Raw genomic sequence first — 18033 nt, 5'->3', positions numbered from 1 at the left:
TAGGGGCGCGCATGGGAGAAGGCTGCTAGATGGAAACGCGGGCGAACCACCTCTGGGTCGGCGCGGTGACGCTGGTGCTGCTCGCGGCGCTGGCGGCCTTCATCGTGTGGCTGACCCGCGCGGGCGAGGGCTCGCAGAGCGAATACGACATCTTCTACGGCCAGACCGTCTCCGGCCTTGCGCGCGGCAGCCAGGTGAGCTTCGCCGGCGTTCCCGTGGGGCAGGTGTCCGACATCTCGCTGTCCAAGGACGATCCCGAATTCGTGCGCGTGCGCATCCGGGTGCAGGACGATGTGCCGATCCTCGTCGGGACCACGGCGACGATCCAGTCGAGCTTCACCGGCGTGTCCTCGATCCTGCTCGACGGGGCGCGCAAGAACGCGCCGCCGATCACCTGCGAGACGACCGCTTGCCCCGAAGGCCGCCCGGTCATCCCGCCCAAGGACGGCGGCATCAACGCCCTGCTCAATTCCGCCCCGCTCCTGCTCGAAAGGCTCGCGACCCTGACCGAGAATCTCAATCTCGTGCTCGGCCCCGAGAACCAGAAGGAGCTGACGCGCATCCTCTACAACACCGACCGCCTGACCGCCGGGCTCGCCGATGCGACCCCGGAACTGAAGGCCAATCTTGAGGAATTCCGCGTCTCGATGCAGGAATTCAACGAGACGATGGACGCGATCGAGGACCTGACGCGGACCACCGACAGCCTGCTGCAGAAGGAGGGCGAACCGCTGGCGCAGGAATTGCGCGACGCGCTCGATTCGGCGGACAAGGCCGCGACCCAGCTTGCCGCGACGCTGGAGGATCTGCGCCCGGCGGCGAAGCAGCTGCGCGAGGGCACGCTGCCCGCGGTCGATGCGACATTGGAAGACCTGCGTGCGACCAGCCGCAGCCTGCGCTCGATCACCGAAAAGGTCGAGAGCAAGGGCGTCGGCGCCATCGTCGGGGGCAAGAACCTGCCGGATTACGAGGAATGAGGGGCCTTGCGATGAACCATTCCATGCTGCGCCTGCCCCGACTGCTGGCCTTCGCCGCGCTGCCGCTGGCGCTCGCCGGGTGCGTCAGCATCGGCGAATCCGAGCCGCCCGAAAGCCTGCTCACGCTCACCTCGACCGCCCGCGCGCCTGCCGGGACCGGGGCCGAGGCCGGGGGCGGATCGAGCGAAGGCGTGATCGCGGTGAAAACGCCCGAGGCTGCCGCCAAGCTCGACGTGCTGCGCGTGCCGGTCGCGGTGAACGAAACCGAGGTCGCCTATCTCAAGCAGGCGTATTGGGTCGAAAAGCCCGCGCGCCTCTTCCGCCGCCTGCTCGGCGAGACGCTGCGCACGCGGATGGACGCGCTGGTGCTCGACGGCGAGGCGAGCCCCTCGCTCGCGGGCCGGACGCTTTCGGGAACGCTGCTCGACATGGGCTATGATGCCTCGGCGGGCGAGGTCGTGGTGCGCTACGACGCGGTCCTCACGCGCGCCGACGGCCGGGTGGTCTCGCGCCGGTTCGAGGCGATGGAAAGCGTCGCCGTGGCCGAAGCCGGCCCGGTCGGCGCGGCGCTCAACCGCGCGGCGAACACGCTTGCGGGCGAGGTCGCCGACTGGCTTGCTGCGCAGGAATGAGCGTTTGCTTTTGCGGTCACGCTAACGCGTGACGCGGACCGCCCGCCCCGCCTCCCTACCCGGCCACCAATGATACCATCAGGCTATGGTGGCCGGGTGGGGAGGCGGGGCGAGCGGTCAGAAAGCTAACAAGACGCCAGCCGCGCGAAGCGCCAGGCCGCGAGGAAATCGGCTTCGCGCTTTGCCCGCCGTTCCTCGGCTTCGTAGTCCCGGCCCCACAGCTCCGCCTGCCATTCCTCCTCGAGGCTCGCCGCGCGCCACAGCGCGCGCGCCCCGTCCTCGTCGGCGGTCTCCTCGGCCAGCGCCGACAGGCCGATGACGAGCGAGGCGGATAGCGACGTCATGGCTTCGAGGGCCGCGAGGCGAAAGGCGTTCTCGCCCAGCATCCGCGCGTGGAGCCGCTCCATCTGGCCCGCATCCTGCGGCCGGTGGACGATCCCGCTGACCCGCACCAGCGCCGCGCCCTCGCGCGCCTCGAAGGCCGAGAGCAGCGGTTCCCACACCTGTTCCTGCCGCTCGAACAGCGGTTCGTCCGGGTCGGCGCGATAGCACAACGTGTCGGTCTCGCCATAGGCGATGAGCTTGCCCGCCACCGCCTCAGGCGCGGGCGCGACGATGTCGATCGCGTAATCGGCCATGTCGCGCATCGGGAAGGCTTTCGGATCCAGCGTCTCGCCCGCTCCCTCCCATTCCGCGGCGAGCGCGCGCGCGAGCGGCTCGCTCGGCACGACCTGCTGCGCGCCTTTCTGGGTGCGCACCTTGCGCCCGTCGAGCGTCACCTGCCAGCCACCTTCCGCCTCGGCCAGCGCGACCTCGCGGTAGAACCTTTTCACGCGTCCGATCCTCCCGGCCGCTCCCGATCGGCCTTCTTCCAGTGGCGCACCAGCAGGGTCGGCGCGAAGAAGAAGGTGATGAGGCCGTCCACGGCGAGGAAGGCGCCGAGCCACCACGGCCCCGGCACCACGCCGCGCGCCATGGCGATGCCGATAAGCAGCACGGCGATCCCGCCGATCCGCACCGCGTTCATCACGATGTAGCGTTTGCGCGCCGTTTCCTCTTCGGGGCTCAAGCTCAAGCCTCCAGCATGGCGGCGAGTTCGCGCACCGTGCCCGCCACCTCGCGCGCGCCGGTGGCGAGCAGTTCGGCCGGGCTGTGATAGCCCCATGCGACCCCGATCGCGGGAACCCGCGCGGCGGCGGCCATCTGCATATCGAAACTGGTGTCGCCGATCATCACCGTTTCCTCCGGCTGCGCCCCGGCCTCGAACAGCGCGGCTTCGAGCATGGCGGGATGCGGCTTCGAGGGGTGGCGGTCGGCGGTCTGGAGCGAGATGAACAGGTCCGCGATCCCGTGCCCGGCGAGGCAGGCGGCAAGCCCGCGGTCGGACTTGCCGGTCGCCACAGCGAGGCTCCATCCGTCCGCGTGCAGCCGGGCGAGGAGGTCCGCGACGCCGTCATAGAGCGGCTCGTCGAGCAGTCCTTCCTCCCGCCGGGCGCGGAAGCTCGACTTGTAGAACTCGGTCACTTCGCGCGCCTTGGCTTCGTCGAGATCGGGGGCGAGTTCGCGCACCGCGACCGGCAGGGAAAGCCCGACCATGCGCCGCACCAGCGCGGTGTCGGGCGCGGGAAGTTGCGCGCGGGCGAAGGCGCGCTCCATCGCCCAGCAGACATCCGCCTGCCCGTCGACCAGCGTGCCGTCGCAGTCGAAGACGGCGAGCCTGGTGCCGGGGCGCGTCACTTGCGCCGCCCCTTCGGCCCGCCCTTCTTTGCGCCCTTCCTGCCTTTCGCTCCGGCCTTCTTCGCATCCCCGCGCGCGCGGCGCGGGGCGCGGGTTTCCTTACGCGCCTGCTTGAAATGGCGGCGGGCGGCGAGTTTCTTTTCCGCCGGCGTGCGTTCGACCGGCTCGTCGCGGATCGGCGCGGCGTCGGAAAGCGCGGGATCGAAGCCAAGCGATTCCATGCTCGCGGCGAAATGTTCGGGCAGCTCGGCGGTCACATCGAGTTTTCCGCCCCCCGTCTCCTTGGCATTGCCTTTCGATTCCGGCGTGCCGATGATGAGGCGGCGCGCGTGAAGGTGCATCTTGCGGCTGATCGCGCCGGTCAGGAAAGCGTCCTGCCCGCCGTATTTCCCGTCGCCCACGATGGGATGGCCGATCGCCGCCATGTGGACGCGCAGCTGGTGGGTGCGCCCGGTAAGCGGTTCGAGTTCGACCCACGCCGCCTTGGTCCCGGCGCGCTCGACCACGCGGTAGCGGGTCTTGGCGCTCTGCCCGTTCTCCTCGTCCACGTGCATCTTCTCGCCGCCCGTGCCCGGCTGCTTGGCGAGCGGGGCGTCGATCGTGCCCTCGCGCACTTCGGGCACGCCGACGACCAGCGCCCAGTAGATTTTCCGCGCCGAGCGCCCGGAAAAGCGTTTCGAGTAACTCGCCGCGCTGCCCGGCGTTTTCGCGACCAGCAGGACGCCGGAGGTGTCCTTGTCGAGCCGGTGGACGAGGCGCGGGCGCGGTTCTTCGCCCTCGACGAAGGCATCGAGCAGCCCGTCGACATGACGCGTCGTCTTGCTGCCGCCCTGCGTGGCGAGGCCGGGGGGCTTATTGAGGACAAGGGCGCTCGGCGTCTCGCGGATCACCATGGCACGCGCCTCGGCGATGTCGGCCTCGGTCAGCTCGCGGCGCCCCGGCGCGGGCTTGCCGCCCTTCGCCTCGCCGCCCGGCGGCACGCGCAGGACTTGTCCCGCTTCGAGCCGGTCTTCCGGCTTCGCGCGCTTGCCGTCGACGCGCAATTGCCCGGTGCGCGCCCATTTCGAGACCGTGCCGAAGCCGACCAGCGGCAGGTTGCGCTTGAACCAGCGGTCGAGCCGGATGCCGTCGTCGTCGGGCGCGATGGTGAACTGGCGCACCTCGGCGGAAGGGCCGCGCTTCATGCCAGCCCCCTCACGAGAACCAGCCCGAGCCACAGCGCCGCCAGCCCCGCCGCGACCGAAAAGCCCGCGTAGAACAGCGCCAGCCCGGTCGCGCCGCGTTCGATCAGCAGCATCATTTCAAGGCCGAAGGCGCTGAAGGTCGTGAACCCGCCGAGCAGGCCGACACCGACGAACAGCCGGAGCCCCTCCGCGCTCCCGCCGCTTCTCGAAATCCAGCCGAACAGGAGGCCCATCGCGCCGCACCCGATCACGTTGATGGCCAGCGTCGCCCAGAAGAACGCCCCGGCCTGCGCCGGGCCGACAGCCGCGCCGATCGCGCGGCCGAGCTGGTAGCGGGCGAGCGCACCGATCGCGCCGCCGGCCATGACCAGCAAGGAGGCGAGCAGGGGAGTGGGGGTGGCCGGATACATTGCTCCCGCCCCCTTAGCGCCGCGAAGCCGCGCTGCCTAGCGGGGCGCGGGCGAGCCTGTAGGAAACCTTGCAATTCCGTCCCTGTTGGGGTATCAGGATACATCGAAAGCGCGCGTCCCGGCTCAAAACCGTTGGATTCGCGCCTGTTTCAGCGTCCAATTTGCGCGCATTCCCGCTCATCCCGGCGGGCTCGGCGCGTTTGAAGAAGGTAGTGATCCTATATGCAAATCATCGTCCGCGATAACAATGTCGACCAGGCTCTCCGCGCGCTCAAGAAGAAGCTCCAGCGCGAGGGCGTTTATCGCGAGATGAAGCTGCGGCGTCACTACGAGAAGCCGAGCGAGAAGCGCGCCCGGGAAAAGGCCGCCGCCGTGCGCCGTGCGCGCAAGCTCGAGCGCAAGCGGGCCGAGCGCGACGGCGTGAAGTGACGCAAGCCCCGGCCGCGCAAGCGGCGCCAGGGTTTGCCCCATCCCGGACTTGTTCCGGGATCTCGGGCCTCAAGCGGCCAGCGCAGGTTCCGCGCAGCGCGTAGCGCTTGAATCCGAAAACCGAATCCGCCATCAGGGCGCGGCATCGACGCCGCGCCCTTTTCGCGTGTGCGGCGCGCCTCTCGAACCGCCTTTCGACACTCAGGAAAACCGCCCCATGGCCGAAGTCACCCGCGTCCCCATCCAGCCCGTCGCCAAGGGCTCGCTCACCAAGCTGTGGATCGGCGTGATCCTCGCCGTGCTGGTGGGCGCCGGCCTTGCTTTTGCCGCCGTGCCCAAGGGGCTCGACATCGACGTGATCGCCGAGGGCGAAGGCCCGACGATCAAGGTCGGCGATGTGGCCTGGGTGAAATACACCGGCAAGCTCGCCGCCACCGGCGAGGTGTTCGACGAGACTCCCGAGCTGCCGCCGCAGATCGCCGAGGCGGTGCGCTCGATCTTTCCCGAAGGCTCGCCCTGGGAAATGCGCGAGGGCATGATGATCGAGGGCTTCTTCAACGGCCTCCTGCAGATGCGCGAGGGCGGGAAATACGAACTCTACATCCCCGCAGAGCAAGCCTATGGCGACCAGCCGCCTCCGGGCTCGCCGATCCCGGCGAACGCCGACCTTATCTTCGAGATCGAAGTGACCGACATCATGAGCCAGGAGAAATACGAGCGCGACATGGCGATCCTCCAGCAGATGATGCAGTCGCAGATGGGCGGGCCTCCGGGTGCTGGGCCGGGCGGTCCCGGTCCGCAGGGTCCGCCGCCGGTCCTTCCCGAAGGCCAGTAAGGGGCGCAGCCATGTCCGTCACACGCGAAGAAGTGGCCAAGATCGCCAGCCTCGCCCGCATCCGCATGACCGAGGAGGAACTGGACCGCATGGCGCCCGAATTGTCGGGCATCCTCGACTGGGTCGAACAATTGGGCGAGGTCGACGTGACCGGCATCCAGCCGATGAGCGCGGTGATCCCCAACACGCTGCGCCTGCGCGCCGACGAGGTGGACGCCGACCCTCTCACCGGCGGCAATCGCCGCGACGACGTGCTCGCCAATGCGCCGGTCGCCGAACACGGCTTCTTCGGCGTGCCGAAGGTGATCGAATAAATGACTGACCTGACCCAGCTTGGAATCAAGGCGATCCGCGACGGCGTGCGCGCCGGGGACTTCACCGCGCGCGAAGTGGCCGAAGCCTTCAACGCCGCGGTCGCCGAAGCCGCCGCGCTCAACGCCTTCATCGTCACCACCCCCGAACACGCGCTCGCCGCGGCGGACGAGGTCGACCAGGCACGCGCCGCCGGGGACGAGCTCGGCGCCATGGCGGGCGTGCCGATCGGCATGAAGGACCTCTTCGCCACGCGCGGCGTCCAGACCAGCGCGGCGAGTCACATCCTCGAAGGGTTCAGGCCCGAATACGAAAGCACCGTCAGCCAGAACCTCTGGAAGGCGGGTGCGGGGATGCTCGGCAAGCTCAATCTCGACCAGTTCGCGATGGGCTCCTCGAACGAGACGAGCTATTTCGGCAACGTCGCCTCGCCGTGGCGCAAGCAGGGCAGCAACGAAACGATGAGCCCGGGCGGTTCCTCGGGCGGCTCCTCCGCCGCGGTCGCCGCGCGCATCGCGCCGGCTGCGACCGGGACCGACACCGGCGGCTCGATCCGCCAGCCCGCGGCCTTCACCGGCATCTGCGGGATCAAGCCGACCTATGGCCGCTGCAGCCGCTGGGGCGTCGTCGCCTTCGCCTCCTCGCTCGATCAGGCAGGTCCGATGGCGCGCTCGGTCGAGGACTGCGCGATCATGCTGGGCGCGATGGCGGGGTTCGATCCCAAGGACGCGACCAGCCTCGATCTGCCCGTGCCCGACTGGGAAGGCGCGCTTTCCAGCGACCTCAAGGGCAAGAAGGTCGGCATCCCGAAGGAATACCGGATGGAGGGGACCGACGCCGCGATCCTCGATTCGTGGGAACAGGGCAAGGCGTGGCTGAAGGACGCGGGCGCGGAAATCGTCGACGTCTCGCTTCCCCACACGAAATACGCTCTGCCCGCCTATTACATCATCGCGCCGGCCGAAGCGTCCTCCAATCTCGCGCGGTATGACGGGGTGCGCTACGGCCTGCGCGAGCTTCCGGAGGGCGCGGGGCTGCAGGATATGTATGCCGAAACGCGCGAGGCGGGCTTCGGCGACGAGGTCAAGCGGCGCATCCTGATCGGGACCTACGTGCTCTCGGCGGGGTTCTACGACGCCTATTACAATCAGGCGCAGAAGGTCCGCGCGCTGGTCGCCCGCGATTTCGAGCGCGCGTTCGCGGAGTGCGACCTGATCCTCGCCCCGACGACGCCGACGGCGAGCTTCCCGCTGGGTTCGATGAACAAGGACCCGCTGACGATGTATCTCAACGACGTCTTCGCGGTCCCGGCGAGCCTTGCGGGCTTGCCCGCCATGAGCGTGCCCGCCGGGCTCAATCCAGACGGCCTGCCGCTCGGCCTGCAATTGGTCGGGCGGCCCTTCGAGGAGCAGGCCGTGCTCGACGCGGGGCTGGCGATACAGGAGCGCGCCGGGTTCACGGCTGTGCCGGAGAAGTGGTGGTGAGCGACGGGCTTGCCCTCACCCTTGCCGGCATCGGCATTGCACTGGCGGTGCCGCTGACGTTCATGGTGGCGAACTGGGTGCGCAAGAATGTCGATCACGGGGAGGCGCGCTTTGACAGTTCGGGCAGGATGATTTCGGACGAAGAAGAACGCGACGAAGCATGACGACGTTCGAGTGGACTGCGATCGGACTGATCCTTTTCGGGATGGCGCTTCCATTCTGGATCATGACGCTGCTCACGTGCATCGTTCTGTATCAGCAGCAGAAAATCACAAAGCCTCCATCCCGGCCCATCAAAGTCCACGATTATACGAAGCTCATGGTCGCTATCGACGATCTCATTCACAGTAAGGGCACTGGCTCTTTCAATGGACCCGCGCTTCAGACTTATCTGCGAGAGATGAAGCAGTATCCCGAGTACAAGGACACCAGCTTGCTTTATCTTGAGGAACTGTCGATCACCGGGAAAAGCAAGTGGTCCGAAATATGCAGGACGGAGCAGAAAGCCGTTGAAGAGCACTTGTTGGGACTGAAAAATGACTGACTACCGCATTGAGGGCGCAACCGGCGAATGGGAGGTCGTGATCGGCCTCGAGGTCCATGCGCAGGTGACGAGCAACGCCAAGCTGTTCTCCGGCGCCTCGACCGCGTTCGGGGCGGAGCCGAACACGCAGGTCAGCCTGATCGACGCGGCCATGCCCGGGATGCTGCCCGTGCCGAACCGCGAATGCATCCGGCAGGCGGTGCGCACCGGCATGGCGATCGAGGCCGAGATCCACAAGTGGAGCCGGTTCGACCGCAAGAACTACTTCTACGCCGACCTGCCGCAGGGCTACCAGATCAGCCAGCTCTACCACCCGCTGGTGGGCGAGGGCTCGCTGCTGATCGAGGCGGACGAGAAGGCGGGCATTGCCGAAGACAAGGTCATCGGCATCGAGCGCATCCACGTCGAACAGGACGCGGGCAAGCTGATGCACGACCAGCACCCGACCATGTCCTATGTCGACCTCAACCGCTGCGGCGTCGCGCTGATGGAGATCGTCTCGAAGCCCGATATGCGCTCGCCTGCCGAGGCGGGGGCATACGTGCGCAAGCTCAGGAGCATCCTGCGCTATGTCGGAAGCTGCGACGGCAACATGGAAGAAGGCTCGATGCGTGCCGACGTGAACGTGTCGGTGCGCCGTCCGGGCGAGGAATTCGGCACGCGGACCGAGACGAAGAACGTCAATTCGGTGCGCTTCGTCATGCAGGTCATCGAATACGAGGCGAATCGGCAGGTCGACGTGATCGAAAGCGGCGGCACGGTCGACCAGGAAACCCGCCTGTTCGATCCGAACACCGGCACGACGCGGACCATGCGCTCCAAGGAAGACGCGCATGATTACCGCTACTTCCCCGATCCCGACCTGCTGCCCCTGGAACTCGACGAGGGCTTCCTCGAGGAATGCCGCGCGAGCCTGCCCGAACTGCCCGACGCCAAGCGCCGCCGCTACGAGGAAGAGCTCGGCCTCACCCCCTACAACGCGCGCGAATTGACCGCCGAGGTCGAGACCTTCGCCCGCTTCGAGACGCTGCTCGCCGCGACTGCCGCGAAAATCGGCAAGTCCGAGGCCGAGGTCGCCACTCCGGTCGCCAACTGGGCGCTCTCGGTCGCGCCGGGCATCGTCAAGGCGCTGGGCGAGGAAGCCGACATGGCCCACGCGACCGCCGAGCGTCAGGCGGCCATCCTCGCGATGCAGGACAAGGGGGAGATCTCCGGTGGTCAGGCCAAGGAAATCTTCGAAATCGTCCTCAAGGAAGGCGGCGAGCCCGAGACAATCGCCGACGAACGCGGGCTCAAGCAGGTTAGCGACACGGGCGCGATCGAAGCCGCCATCGACGAAATCCTCGCCAACAACGCTGACAAGGTCGAACAGTATCGCGGCGGCAAGGACAAGCTGTTCGGTTTCTTCGTCGGCCAGACGATGAAGGCGATGCAGGGCAAGGCAAACCCGCAGGTCGTCAACCAGATATTGAAGGACAAGCTCGGCTGAGCTTTCCTGCGAATTCACCCAGAGAGAGAACCCACACATGACCCGCAAGCTTTGTGCCGCCGCGCTTCTAGCGTCGGTCAGCCTCGCCCCGATTGCCGCCCCCCTGTCCGCCAAGGAAGGGATGTTCACCCCCGACCAGCTGCAGGAAATCGCCGGGCAGCTCGAAGAGGCGGGGCTGGAAATCGACCCGCAGGAACTCGCCGATCTCACCGGCTTTCCGATGGGCGCGATCGTCTCGCTCGGCGGATGTTCGGCGAGCTTCGTCTCGCCCACCGGGCTCGTGGTGACGAACCACCACTGCGCGCGCGGATCGGTGCAGTATAATTCGACCGCCGAGAACAATTACCTCGAAAACGGCTTCCTCGCGAACAGCCTCGCAGAGGAACTGCCCGCCGCGCCCGGCTCGCGCATCTACGTGACGACCGAGGTCACCAACGTGACCGACCGGATGCGCGAGGGCACGGAAGGCATGGAGCCCTATGAACGCTACGAACTCGTCCAGCAGCGCTCCAAGGACATCACCGCCGAATGCGAACAGGATGCGGGCTACCGCTGCCAGGTCGCAAGCTTCTACGGCGGGGCGGAATACAAGCTCATCAAGCGGCTCGAAGTGCGCGATGTGCGGCTCGTCTATGCGCCCGCCGATTCCATCGGTAAGTATGGCGGCGACATCGACAACTGGATGTGGCCTCGCCACACCGGCGACTTCGCCTTCTACCGCGCCTATGTCGCGCCGGACGGCTCGGCGGCGGACTATGCCGAGGAGAACGTCCCCTATGAGCCCGAACATCACCTCAAGGTGAGCGCTGCAGGGCTGGACGAGGGCGATTTCGTCATGGCCGCGGGCTATCCCGGCTCGACCAGCCGATATTCCCTGATGGCCGAGGTCGAGAACACTTTCGGCTGGACCTACCCGACCTTCCAGACGCTCCTCACCGAATGGATCGCGACCATCGAGGAAGCCGCTCCCGAAGGCACGGATGCGCGGGTGAAATACGAAAGCCGGCTCGCCGGGCTCAACAATTTCGAGAAGAACCTGCGCGGCCAGATCGAGGGCGCGCGCCGCGTCGGCCTCGTCGAGCGGCGGCGGGAGCGGGAAGAGGCGCTTGCGGCGTGGATCGCGGCGGACCCCTCGCGCGCCGAATATGGCGAGGCGATTGCCGAGCTTGCGCAGCTCTCCGAGGAAAGCGCTCAGGCGAGCCGGACGAACTTCTGGTACAACAACGCGACGCGGCCTGCGCTGCTGGGCGTGGCCGAGCGGCTCTATCGCCTGTCGAAAGAGCGCCAGAACGACAACGCCCTGCGCGAGCCCGGCTACCAGGAGCGCGACATGGGCTTCTTCCGCCAGGGCCTGCAGGCATTGGACCGGCGCTTCGACCCGGCGGTGGACAAGGCCGAGTGGGAGCTGTTCCTGACCGGCTACCTCGCCCAGCCCGCCGATGAACGTGTCGCCGTGCTCGACGAGGCGCTGGGCATCACCGCCGAGACGACGCCTGCGGACCTGCCCGCGCTGCTCGAGAAGTTCTACGCCGAAACCGACCTCGACGAGGCGGAAACGCGCCTTGCGCTGATGGAAGCGACGCCCGAACAGCTCGAAGCCTCCGACGATCCCTTCATCGAGCTCGCGGTCGCGCTCTACGATTACGGTTTCGAGCTCGAGACCGAGGCCAAGACCCGCGCCGGACGCGCGCTCGCCCTGCGCCCGGCCTACATGGAGGCGATCACCGCGTGGCAGCGCGAAAGCGGCGTGCTGACCTATCCGGACGCGAACTCCACCCTGCGCGTCACCTATGGCGAGGTGATGGGTGGATCGCCCAAGGACGGGATGGCCTATTATCCCTTCACGACGCTCGAGGGCATCACCGAGAAGGATACCGGCGAAGACCCCTTCAACGCGCCGCAGGACCTGCTGAACGCGATCGAGGCGAAGGATTACGGACCCTACAAGCTGGAGAGCATCGGGTCGGTCCCGGTCAATTTCCTCTCTGACCTCGATTCGACCGGCGGCAATTCCGGCTCGGCGACGCTGAACGCGCGCGCCGAACTGGTCGGCCTGCTGTTCGACGGGACTTTCGAGAGCGTGAATTCCGACTGGGATTTCGATCCGCGCACGACCCGCACGATCCATGTCGACACGCGCTATATGCTGTGGGTGATGGACAAGGTCGACGGGGCCGAGCGCCTGATCGAGGAAATGGACATCGTTCGGTGATCGAACGGGGCGAGAACGTGCGGTGATGAAAAGCGGGGGCGGGCCGCGAACCCGGCCCGTGCCCGCTTGCAAGCCGCGCCGCTTTCCTTGAGACAGCGTCTCATGGAATCCCACATACACATCCCCTTCCTGCGCGAGGCACTGGTCTTCCTCGTCGCGGCGGGGCTGATCGTGCCGATCCTGCAGCGCTGGCTGAGCCCGGTGCTCGGCTATTTCCTCGTCGGAAGCCTGATCGGTCCCTACGGCCTCGGCCTGCTGGCGCAGCAATACGAGCCGGTCGGCTGGTTCGTCATCACCGACCTCGACGGGGTCACGGCGCTGGGCGAGCTGGGGGTCATCTTCCTCCTCTTCGTCATCGGGCTCGAGCTTTCCTTCGAACGCCTGTGGACCATGCGGCGGCTGGTGTTCGGGCTGGGCAGCGCGCAGATCCTCGTCACCGGCGCGGTGATCGCCGCCATCGCCTTCGCCTGGGGCAATGCGCTGGCCACCGCGATCATCCTCGGCGCGTGCCTTGCCCTGTCCTCCACCGCGATCGTCACCGCGCTGCTGGTCGACGGCGGCAGGCTGGGGACGAGCGCGGGGCGGGCGACCTTCTCGATCCTGCTGATGCAGGACCTCGCCGTGGTCCCGATCCTGTTCGCGGTCAGCGTGCTCGGCTCGATGGCGATGGAAAACGCCGCGCTCGGTTTCGGCATGGCGCTGGGCGAAGCGGCGCTGACGGTCGCGATCATTTACGCCCTCGGAAGGCTGATGCTGCGCCCGCTGCTGCACATGGTCGCGCGCGCCGACAGCCGCGAAAGCTTCGTGGCCATCAGCGTGCTGGTCGCGGTCGGCACTGCGGCGGTGACGGGCTATGCCGGGCTTTCGATGGCGCTCGGGGCCTTCCTCGCGGGGCTGCTCATCGCGGAGACCGAGTTCCGCCACCAGGTCAAGGTCGACATCGAGCCGTTCAAGGGGCTGATGCTGGGCCTGTTCTTCCTCTCGGTCGGCATGGGGATCGACTGGCGGGTGGTGCTGGATCAGCCGGTGCTGATCCTGTCTTCCGCGCTCGGCCTCGTCGCGCTCAAGGTCGCGATCAATTTCGCCCTGTGCCTTGCCTGGCGCCTGCCGCGCCAGCGCGCGGGCGAGGTCGCGATCATGCTGGGGCAGGCGGGCGAATTCGGATTTCTCGTCGTCGGCCTGTCGGTCACGGTCGGCCTGCTCGCGTCCGATATCGCCCAGTTCATGCTGATCGTCGTCGGCCTCACCATGCTCGCGACCCCGGGGCTCGACTGGCTCGCCCGGGCCGCCGCGCGCTGGCTCGAACCGACCGAGGGTCTCTCCGAGGACCAGCGCGACATGATCGACGATGCGATTTCGGGCCATGTCATCGTCGCGGGCTTCGGCCGGGTGGGCGAGACGATCGCCGCCGTGCTCGACCGGCAGGACATCCGCTATCTTGCGATCGAGCGCGATCCGGGCCTAGCCCGCGCGGCGCAGAAGGCGGGCCGCCCGGTGCGCCTCGGCGATGCGGCGCGGCTCGACGTGCTGCGCGAAAGCGGGCTCGACCGGGCGAGCGCGCTCGTCATCACCATCGCCGACGAAGCCGCGACCGAGGCGCTCGCCCGGGAAATCCGCCGCCACGCGCCCGCGCTGCCGATCTTCGCCCGCGCGCGCGACCAGGGCCATGCCGACCGGCTGATCGACATCGGCGCGAGTTTCGCCGTGCCCGAAACGGTCGAGGGCAGCCTGCGGCTCGCCGAAGTCCTGCTGCGCGATTTCGGGACCGACGAAGGGGTGATCCAGCGCCGCATCGCGCTTGAGCGGCAGGGCGAGGAGTGCTGACGCAAGAAGGGGAGGAGAGGATGTTCGAACGGGTGCTGGTGGCGCTGGATCTCGACGATGCGGCGGGGGCGCGCGTGCTGATGGCCCGCGCGGCGGCGCTCGCCCGGAAATTCGGGACGCGCCTGACGCTGGTCCATGTCCGCCCCGACCTGCCGCGCTCCTATGCCCGCGCCCTGCCCGATGCGTGGGACATGGGCGAGCAGGAAGCGGCCGAGCGCGAACTCGAAGGGCTTGCCGCCGCGCATGGCTGCGGGGCGAGCCTCGACGGGGTCTTCGCCCCCGCAGGCACCGTGGCGCGCGAGATCACGCGGCTGGCGGTCAAGCTCGATGCGGACGCGATCCTCGTCGGTGCGCACCGGATGGACTTGGGGCGGGTCATGCTCGGCACGCAGACCACCGCGATCACGCGCGACGCCCCGTGCGACGTGCTGGTGGTGCGGGCCGAGGAACCGGAGGACTGAGCGCAAACGAAAAGGGCCGCCGGAGCGTCAGCTCCGGCGGCCCCCTCATCTCTCTGGGCAGAAGGCGATCAGCCTTCCTTTTCGCCCGTCAGCGGCATCGCGCCGAACGCGCCGGCGTTGACCGTGCCGGTCATCTGGTCGCCTTCGACCGTCGCTTCGCATTCGAGCGTCATCGGCATCGGGACCGTCATGTTCATCTTCCAGGTCAGCGTGTTGCCGTCGATCTTGCCGTCCTCGACATCCATCGAGCCCATGCCGCCCGACATCGAGCCGGTGAAGGCGTTGTCGCCTTCGGGAACGACGGTGAACGTGCCGCTCTGGTCGCCCATCGGGCTTTTCACGACGGTCTTGTAGGTACCTGCAACGGACATTGGTGATCTCCTTGGCTGCGTCCGGGAGCCTCTCTCATCGGTCCCGGCGGATTTTGGGTCGAACTCGCTGGCCCTTCGGCATCGCCGCCCCGGCCGTGCTGGCTCGTGCGTTTCCTTGCACGGCGCGCGGGCCTGTTCAACCGCAAAAGGCCCGCGAAAAAGGGCGCGGGAGAGCCCTTCCGGCCGCTCCCGCGCCCCCTGTCACGCAAGCCGTAGCGTCAGCCGCCAGCGGCTTCGCTGCCTTCCATCTCACGAACCTCGACCGGCAGGCCCAGCTGTTCGAGCTGCGGCTTCACCTTGGAGGCGTCGCCGACCACGATCCACACGAAATCCTCGACATCGAGCGCCGCGCGCGCCGCCGCATCGAGGCTTTCGGGCGTCTGGCTCTCATACTTCGCCACCAGCCCTTCGTAGTAATCGTCCGGGCGGCCATAGAGCGTGAGCGACTGCATCGCGCCGAGCACCGAAGGCGAGGTTTCGAACCGGCCCGGCAGCGCGCCGACTTCGGAGGCGACGTTGCGGGTCAGCTCCTCCTCGGTCACGCCGTTGGTGGTCAGGAATTCGCTCGTCTCACGGATCATCTCGGCGATCGAATCCCCGGTGCGGTCGGCCTGCACGCCGCCGCCCATGAAATAGACCACCGCGTTCTCGCGCGCCTGCGGCCCGCCGCGCACGCCGTAGCTCCAGCCCTTCGTCTCGCGCAGGTTCATGTTGAGCCGGGCGAGGAAATTGCCGCCAAGCGAGTTGTTGGCATTGGTGAAATCGACCCAGTTCTCATCGCCAGCGTCGAGATCGGTGCGCTGGGCGGCGTAGATCACGCTCTGCGGCGAATTGGGCCGGTCGATGAGGACGATGCGATTTCCCTCGACCTCGGCGCCTGCAAGGCTCGAGAAGTCCTTCTCGCCCTTCGCCACCGCGGGTGCGCTCCAGTCGCCGAAGGCGCCGTTGAGCGCGTCGACGATCTCGGCCAGCGGCTTGTCCGAGACGACGAAGACCTCGCCGTTGTCGGGCCGGATCCAGCGGTCCTTGAAAGCGAGCATATCGTCGCGGGTGATGCTCTCGACGCTTTCGACCGTGGTGACGCCGCCATAGGGCGTGTCGGTCCCGAACAGCTCGATCCCGAGCGCGCGGCTGGCGAGGCCCTGCGGCGATTTCATCTGCGAGCGGATGCCGGTGATCGTCTGCGACTTGAGCCGCGCGATGTCCTTCTCGTTGAAGGCGGGCTCGCGGATGACCTGGCTGAACAGTTCGAGCGAGGGCGCGAGGTTGGCCGACAGCGCCGACAGGGTGAAGGTCGAACGGTCATCGCCCCCGCCGGTCGAAATGCTGACGCCCAGCCGCTCGCGGGTTTCGGCGATTTCCTGCGCGGTGAGCTGCTCGGTCCCTTCGTCGAACAGTCCGAGCGTGAGGTTTTCAAGCCCCCGCATATCGGCCGGATCGGCCGCGCTGCCGGCGTTGAAGCTCATCGTGACATAGGTCGCCGGGACCGCGTCGCGCTGGGCGTAGGTCAGCCGCATCCCGTTCGCGAGCGTGGTGCGCTCAAGCTCGGGGAAGTCGAGCGAGGCGATGGTGTCGATCGGCGGGGCGGGGCGCTCCTTGGAGACGGTGATCTCCTCGGCTGCGCGGTCGCGCTCGCTGGCGTTCTCCTCGTCCGAGGCGACGCTCGCGGCTTCCTCGTATTCGGCCTCGCGCTCGCCCGGTTCGAGGACCAGCGTGAAGGACGGGCGGGTGAGCCATTTCGCCATCGCCGCTTTGACCTCGGCGGGGGTCAGGGTGGCGAGGGTTTCGAACTGCTTGGCGTAGAATTCGGGCGTCCCGGCAAGCACTTCGCCGCGCGCCAGCGTCACCGCCTTGCCGCCGAAGCCGCCGACCTGTTCGAGGCCGCGGATCGTGCCTGCAAGCTGGCTGGTCGCCGCGCGGCGCACTTCGTCCTCGGTCGGGCCGGTCTCGATATACCAGTCGATCAGCTGCTTGAGCCGCGCTTCGAGCTGGGCGAGCGGGACGCCGTCCTTAAGGGTCGCGCTGACATTGAGCAGGCCGACCCGCTGGAAGTCGTAATTGCCCGCGCCGACGCCAACGGCGAGCTGTTCGTCGCGCACGAGGATCTCGTCGAGCCGCGAGGAGGCGAGCCCGCCGAGGATGCGCGTGCCGACGTCGAGCGCGGTCAGTTCCTCGCTGGTGATGCCGGGCGCGGGCCAGTAGATCGAGACCGAGGTCGCCGCGACCTGGTCCTTCATCACCTTGCGCACGTCCTCCTTGAGCGTGGGCACGTCGGCGGCGGCGGGGATATTGTCCGGGCCGCGGTCGATGTCGCCGAACCACTTTTCGACCAGCGGGCGCGCTTCGGCCGCCGACACGTCGCCCGCCAGCACCAGCGTCGCGTTGTTCGGCCCGTAATTGTCGATGAACCAGTTGCGCACATCTTCCATCGAAGCCGCGTCGAGGTCGGCCATCGAGCCGATCACCGAGTGCTGGTAGGGGTGGCCGTCGGGGAAGATCGTCTCGAGGATCTCGTAGAAGACGAGCCCGCCCGGCTGGTTGTCGCCCTGGCGCTTCTCGTTCTGGACGACGCCGCGCTGGTTATCGAGCTTCTCCTGCGTGACCGCGCCGAGGAGGTAGCCCATGCGGTCGGATTCGAGCCACAGCGCGCGTTCGAGCGCGGGGCGCGGCACGGTCTGGAAATAGTTGGTGCGGTCGAAATTGGTCGTGCCGTTGTAATCGGTCGCGCCCATTTCCTGGAGGTACTGGAAATAGTCGTTGGGCGCGTTTTCCGAGCCGTTGAACATCAGGTGCTCGAACAGATGGGCGAAGCCGGTCTTGCCTGCGGGCTCGTCCTTGGAGCCGACATTGTACCACACCGCGACCCCGACGATGGGCGCCTTGCGGTCCTCATGGACGATGACGGTGAGGCCGTTGTCGAGCTCGAAGCGCTCATAGGGAATGGCGACCTGCTCGACGAGGTTTTCAAGGTCGGCGCTCGCTTCGATTTCGGGTGCGTCCTGCGCGAGCGAAGGGGCGGCGGGCACGGTCGCGGCGAGCGCGAGGGCGGCGCCCAGCGCAAGCGGGCTGGCGGTGAAGAGGCGTAGTTTCATGTGTCTATGGTCCCCGAAAGACGTGGCTGTGGATGGTGGC

At 67.6% G+C, this 18033-nt stretch carries 19 protein-coding genes; 12 read left to right on the top strand and 7 right to left on the bottom strand.

The annotated features are described in order from the left end of the window. Nucleotides 1-29 precede the first annotated feature (29 nt). On the top strand, nucleotides 30-977 hold the full coding sequence (locus tag G9473_RS09595; RefSeq protein ID WP_291132839.1) for an MlaD family protein: 948 nt from the start codon (nucleotides 30-32) through the stop codon (nucleotides 975-977). An 11-nt stretch (nucleotides 978-988) separates the two neighbouring features. Continuing rightward, nucleotides 989-1609, top strand: coding sequence for an ABC-type transport auxiliary lipoprotein family protein (locus G9473_RS09590; protein WP_291132837.1), 621 nt, complete (start codon nucleotides 989-991; stop codon nucleotides 1607-1609). Nucleotides 1610-1734: 125 nt separating this feature from the next. Here G9473_RS09590 and G9473_RS09585 read toward each other — a convergent pair whose 3' ends face one another. The 5 genes from G9473_RS09585 to G9473_RS09565 are packed head-to-tail and all read right to left on the bottom strand — an operon-like array spanning nucleotide 1735 to nucleotide 4940. Then, a complete protein-coding gene (locus G9473_RS09585; protein WP_291132835.1) occupies nucleotides 1735-2442 on the bottom strand; it encodes an ATP12 family chaperone protein in 708 nt (235 codons plus the stop codon). Further along, on the bottom strand, nucleotides 2439-2684 hold the full coding sequence (locus tag G9473_RS09580; RefSeq protein ID WP_291132833.1) for a hypothetical protein: 246 nt from the start codon (nucleotides 2682-2684) through the stop codon (nucleotides 2439-2441). Before G9473_RS09580 ends, G9473_RS09585 begins: the two co-directional genes overlap by 4 nt. Next, complete coding sequence (locus tag G9473_RS09575; protein ID WP_291132832.1) at nucleotides 2681-3346, bottom strand: HAD-IA family hydrolase; 666 nt, start codon at nucleotides 3344-3346, stop codon at nucleotides 2681-2683. The genes G9473_RS09580 and G9473_RS09575 overlap by 4 nt, the downstream gene beginning before the upstream one ends. Beyond that, entirely contained in the window at nucleotides 3343-4530 is a 1188-nt protein-coding gene (locus tag G9473_RS09570) for an RluA family pseudouridine synthase (protein WP_291132830.1), read from the bottom strand. Before G9473_RS09570 ends, G9473_RS09575 begins: the two co-directional genes overlap by 4 nt. Further along, a complete protein-coding gene (locus tag G9473_RS09565; RefSeq protein ID WP_291132828.1) occupies nucleotides 4527-4940 on the bottom strand; it encodes a CrcB family protein in 414 nt (137 codons plus the stop codon). The genes G9473_RS09570 and G9473_RS09565 overlap by 4 nt, the downstream gene beginning before the upstream one ends. Before the next feature lie 222 nt (nucleotides 4941-5162). Here G9473_RS09565 and rpsU point away from each other — a divergent pair, with 222 nt between their 5' ends. From rpsU to G9473_RS09515, 10 genes are all read left to right on the top strand, one after another. Further along, entirely contained in the window at nucleotides 5163-5369 is a 207-nt protein-coding gene (gene rpsU, locus G9473_RS09560; protein WP_183955150.1) for a 30S ribosomal protein S21, read from the top strand. Between the two features lie 217 nt (nucleotides 5370-5586). Further along, the gene (locus G9473_RS09555) at nucleotides 5587-6204 is read left to right on the top strand and encodes an FKBP-type peptidyl-prolyl cis-trans isomerase (protein ID WP_291132825.1); all 618 of its coding nucleotides are present in this window, start codon (nucleotides 5587-5589) and stop codon (nucleotides 6202-6204) included. An 11-nt stretch (nucleotides 6205-6215) separates the two neighbouring features. After that, nucleotides 6216-6518 carry an Asp-tRNA(Asn)/Glu-tRNA(Gln) amidotransferase subunit GatC gene (gatC, locus tag G9473_RS09550; protein WP_291132824.1) on the top strand — a complete coding sequence of 101 codons (303 nt, stop codon included), beginning with the start codon at nucleotides 6216-6218 and terminating at the stop codon, nucleotides 6516-6518. Beyond that, complete coding sequence (gene gatA, locus G9473_RS09545) at nucleotides 6519-8000, top strand: Asp-tRNA(Asn)/Glu-tRNA(Gln) amidotransferase subunit GatA (protein WP_291132822.1); 1482 nt, start codon at nucleotides 6519-6521, stop codon at nucleotides 7998-8000. Continuing rightward, a complete protein-coding gene (locus tag G9473_RS09540) occupies nucleotides 7997-8164 on the top strand; it encodes a glutamyl-tRNA amidotransferase (protein ID WP_291132820.1) in 168 nt (55 codons plus the stop codon). The genes gatA and G9473_RS09540 overlap by 4 nt, the downstream gene beginning before the upstream one ends. Next, nucleotides 8161-8544, top strand: coding sequence for a hypothetical protein (locus G9473_RS09535; RefSeq protein WP_291132819.1), 384 nt, complete (start codon nucleotides 8161-8163; stop codon nucleotides 8542-8544). Before G9473_RS09540 ends, G9473_RS09535 begins: the two co-directional genes overlap by 4 nt. After that, nucleotides 8537-10033, top strand: a complete 1497-nt coding sequence (gene gatB, locus G9473_RS09530) for an Asp-tRNA(Asn)/Glu-tRNA(Gln) amidotransferase subunit GatB (RefSeq protein ID WP_291132817.1) — start codon at nucleotides 8537-8539, stop codon at nucleotides 10031-10033. Before G9473_RS09535 ends, gatB begins: the two co-directional genes overlap by 8 nt. A gap of 37 nt (nucleotides 10034-10070) precedes the next feature. Beyond that, nucleotides 10071-12245, top strand: a complete 2175-nt coding sequence (locus tag G9473_RS09525) for a S46 family peptidase (RefSeq protein WP_291132815.1) — start codon at nucleotides 10071-10073, stop codon at nucleotides 12243-12245. A gap of 102 nt (nucleotides 12246-12347) precedes the next feature. Next, complete coding sequence (locus tag G9473_RS09520; RefSeq protein WP_291132814.1) at nucleotides 12348-14069, top strand: cation:proton antiporter; 1722 nt, start codon at nucleotides 12348-12350, stop codon at nucleotides 14067-14069. A 20-nt stretch (nucleotides 14070-14089) separates the two neighbouring features. Continuing rightward, nucleotides 14090-14530: a universal stress protein gene (locus tag G9473_RS09515; protein ID WP_291132812.1), complete on the top strand. Its 441-nt coding sequence runs from the start codon at nucleotides 14090-14092 to the stop codon at nucleotides 14528-14530. A gap of 68 nt (nucleotides 14531-14598) precedes the next feature. On the opposite strand, the gene G9473_RS09510 is transcribed toward G9473_RS09515, so the two are convergent. Continuing rightward, entirely contained in the window at nucleotides 14599-14901 is a 303-nt protein-coding gene (locus G9473_RS09510) for a hypothetical protein (protein ID WP_291132810.1), read from the bottom strand. Nucleotides 14902-15119: 218 nt separating this feature from the next. Continuing rightward, on the bottom strand, nucleotides 15120-17993 hold the full coding sequence (locus G9473_RS09505; RefSeq protein ID WP_291132809.1) for a pitrilysin family protein: 2874 nt from the start codon (nucleotides 17991-17993) through the stop codon (nucleotides 15120-15122). Between the last annotated feature and the right edge of the window lie 40 nt (nucleotides 17994-18033).

Source organism: Erythrobacter sp. (assembly GCF_011765465.1).
In the GTDB taxonomy this organism is placed as follows: domain Bacteria; phylum Pseudomonadota; class Alphaproteobacteria; order Sphingomonadales; family Sphingomonadaceae; genus Erythrobacter.
This window is presented reverse-complemented; position numbering and strand designations above follow the sequence as displayed.

What these genes read in the sequence shown, in the direction of transcription:
- G9473_RS09595 (WP_291132839.1), top strand. Translation starts at nt 30, where the DNA reads ATGGAAACGCGGGCGAACCACCTCTGGGTCGGCGCGGTGACGCTGGTG.
- G9473_RS09590 (WP_291132837.1), top strand. Translation starts at nt 989, where the DNA reads ATGAACCATTCCATGCTGCGCCTGCCCCGACTGCTGGCCTTCGCCGCG.
- G9473_RS09570 (WP_291132830.1), bottom strand. Translation starts at nt 4,530, where the DNA reads ATGAAGCGCGGCCCTTCCGCCGAGGTGCGCCAGTTCACCATCGCGCCC.
- G9473_RS09565 (WP_291132828.1), bottom strand. Translation starts at nt 4,940, where the DNA reads ATGTATCCGGCCACCCCCACTCCCCTGCTCGCCTCCTTGCTGGTCATG.
- rpsU (WP_183955150.1), top strand. Translation starts at nt 5,163, where the DNA reads ATGCAAATCATCGTCCGCGATAACAATGTCGACCAGGCTCTCCGCGCG.
- G9473_RS09555 (WP_291132825.1), top strand. Translation starts at nt 5,587, where the DNA reads ATGGCCGAAGTCACCCGCGTCCCCATCCAGCCCGTCGCCAAGGGCTCG.
- gatC (WP_291132824.1), top strand. Translation starts at nt 6,216, where the DNA reads ATGTCCGTCACACGCGAAGAAGTGGCCAAGATCGCCAGCCTCGCCCGC.
- gatA (WP_291132822.1), top strand. Translation starts at nt 6,519, where the DNA reads ATGACTGACCTGACCCAGCTTGGAATCAAGGCGATCCGCGACGGCGTG.
- G9473_RS09535 (WP_291132819.1), top strand. Translation starts at nt 8,161, where the DNA reads ATGACGACGTTCGAGTGGACTGCGATCGGACTGATCCTTTTCGGGATG.
- gatB (WP_291132817.1), top strand. Translation starts at nt 8,537, where the DNA reads ATGACTGACTACCGCATTGAGGGCGCAACCGGCGAATGGGAGGTCGTG.
- G9473_RS09525 (WP_291132815.1), top strand. Translation starts at nt 10,071, where the DNA reads ATGACCCGCAAGCTTTGTGCCGCCGCGCTTCTAGCGTCGGTCAGCCTC.
- G9473_RS09520 (WP_291132814.1), top strand. Translation starts at nt 12,348, where the DNA reads ATGGAATCCCACATACACATCCCCTTCCTGCGCGAGGCACTGGTCTTC.
- G9473_RS09515 (WP_291132812.1), top strand. Translation starts at nt 14,090, where the DNA reads ATGTTCGAACGGGTGCTGGTGGCGCTGGATCTCGACGATGCGGCGGGG.
- G9473_RS09510 (WP_291132810.1), bottom strand. Translation starts at nt 14,901, where the DNA reads ATGTCCGTTGCAGGTACCTACAAGACCGTCGTGAAAAGCCCGATGGGC.
- G9473_RS09505 (WP_291132809.1), bottom strand. Translation starts at nt 17,993, where the DNA reads ATGAAACTACGCCTCTTCACCGCCAGCCCGCTTGCGCTGGGCGCCGCC.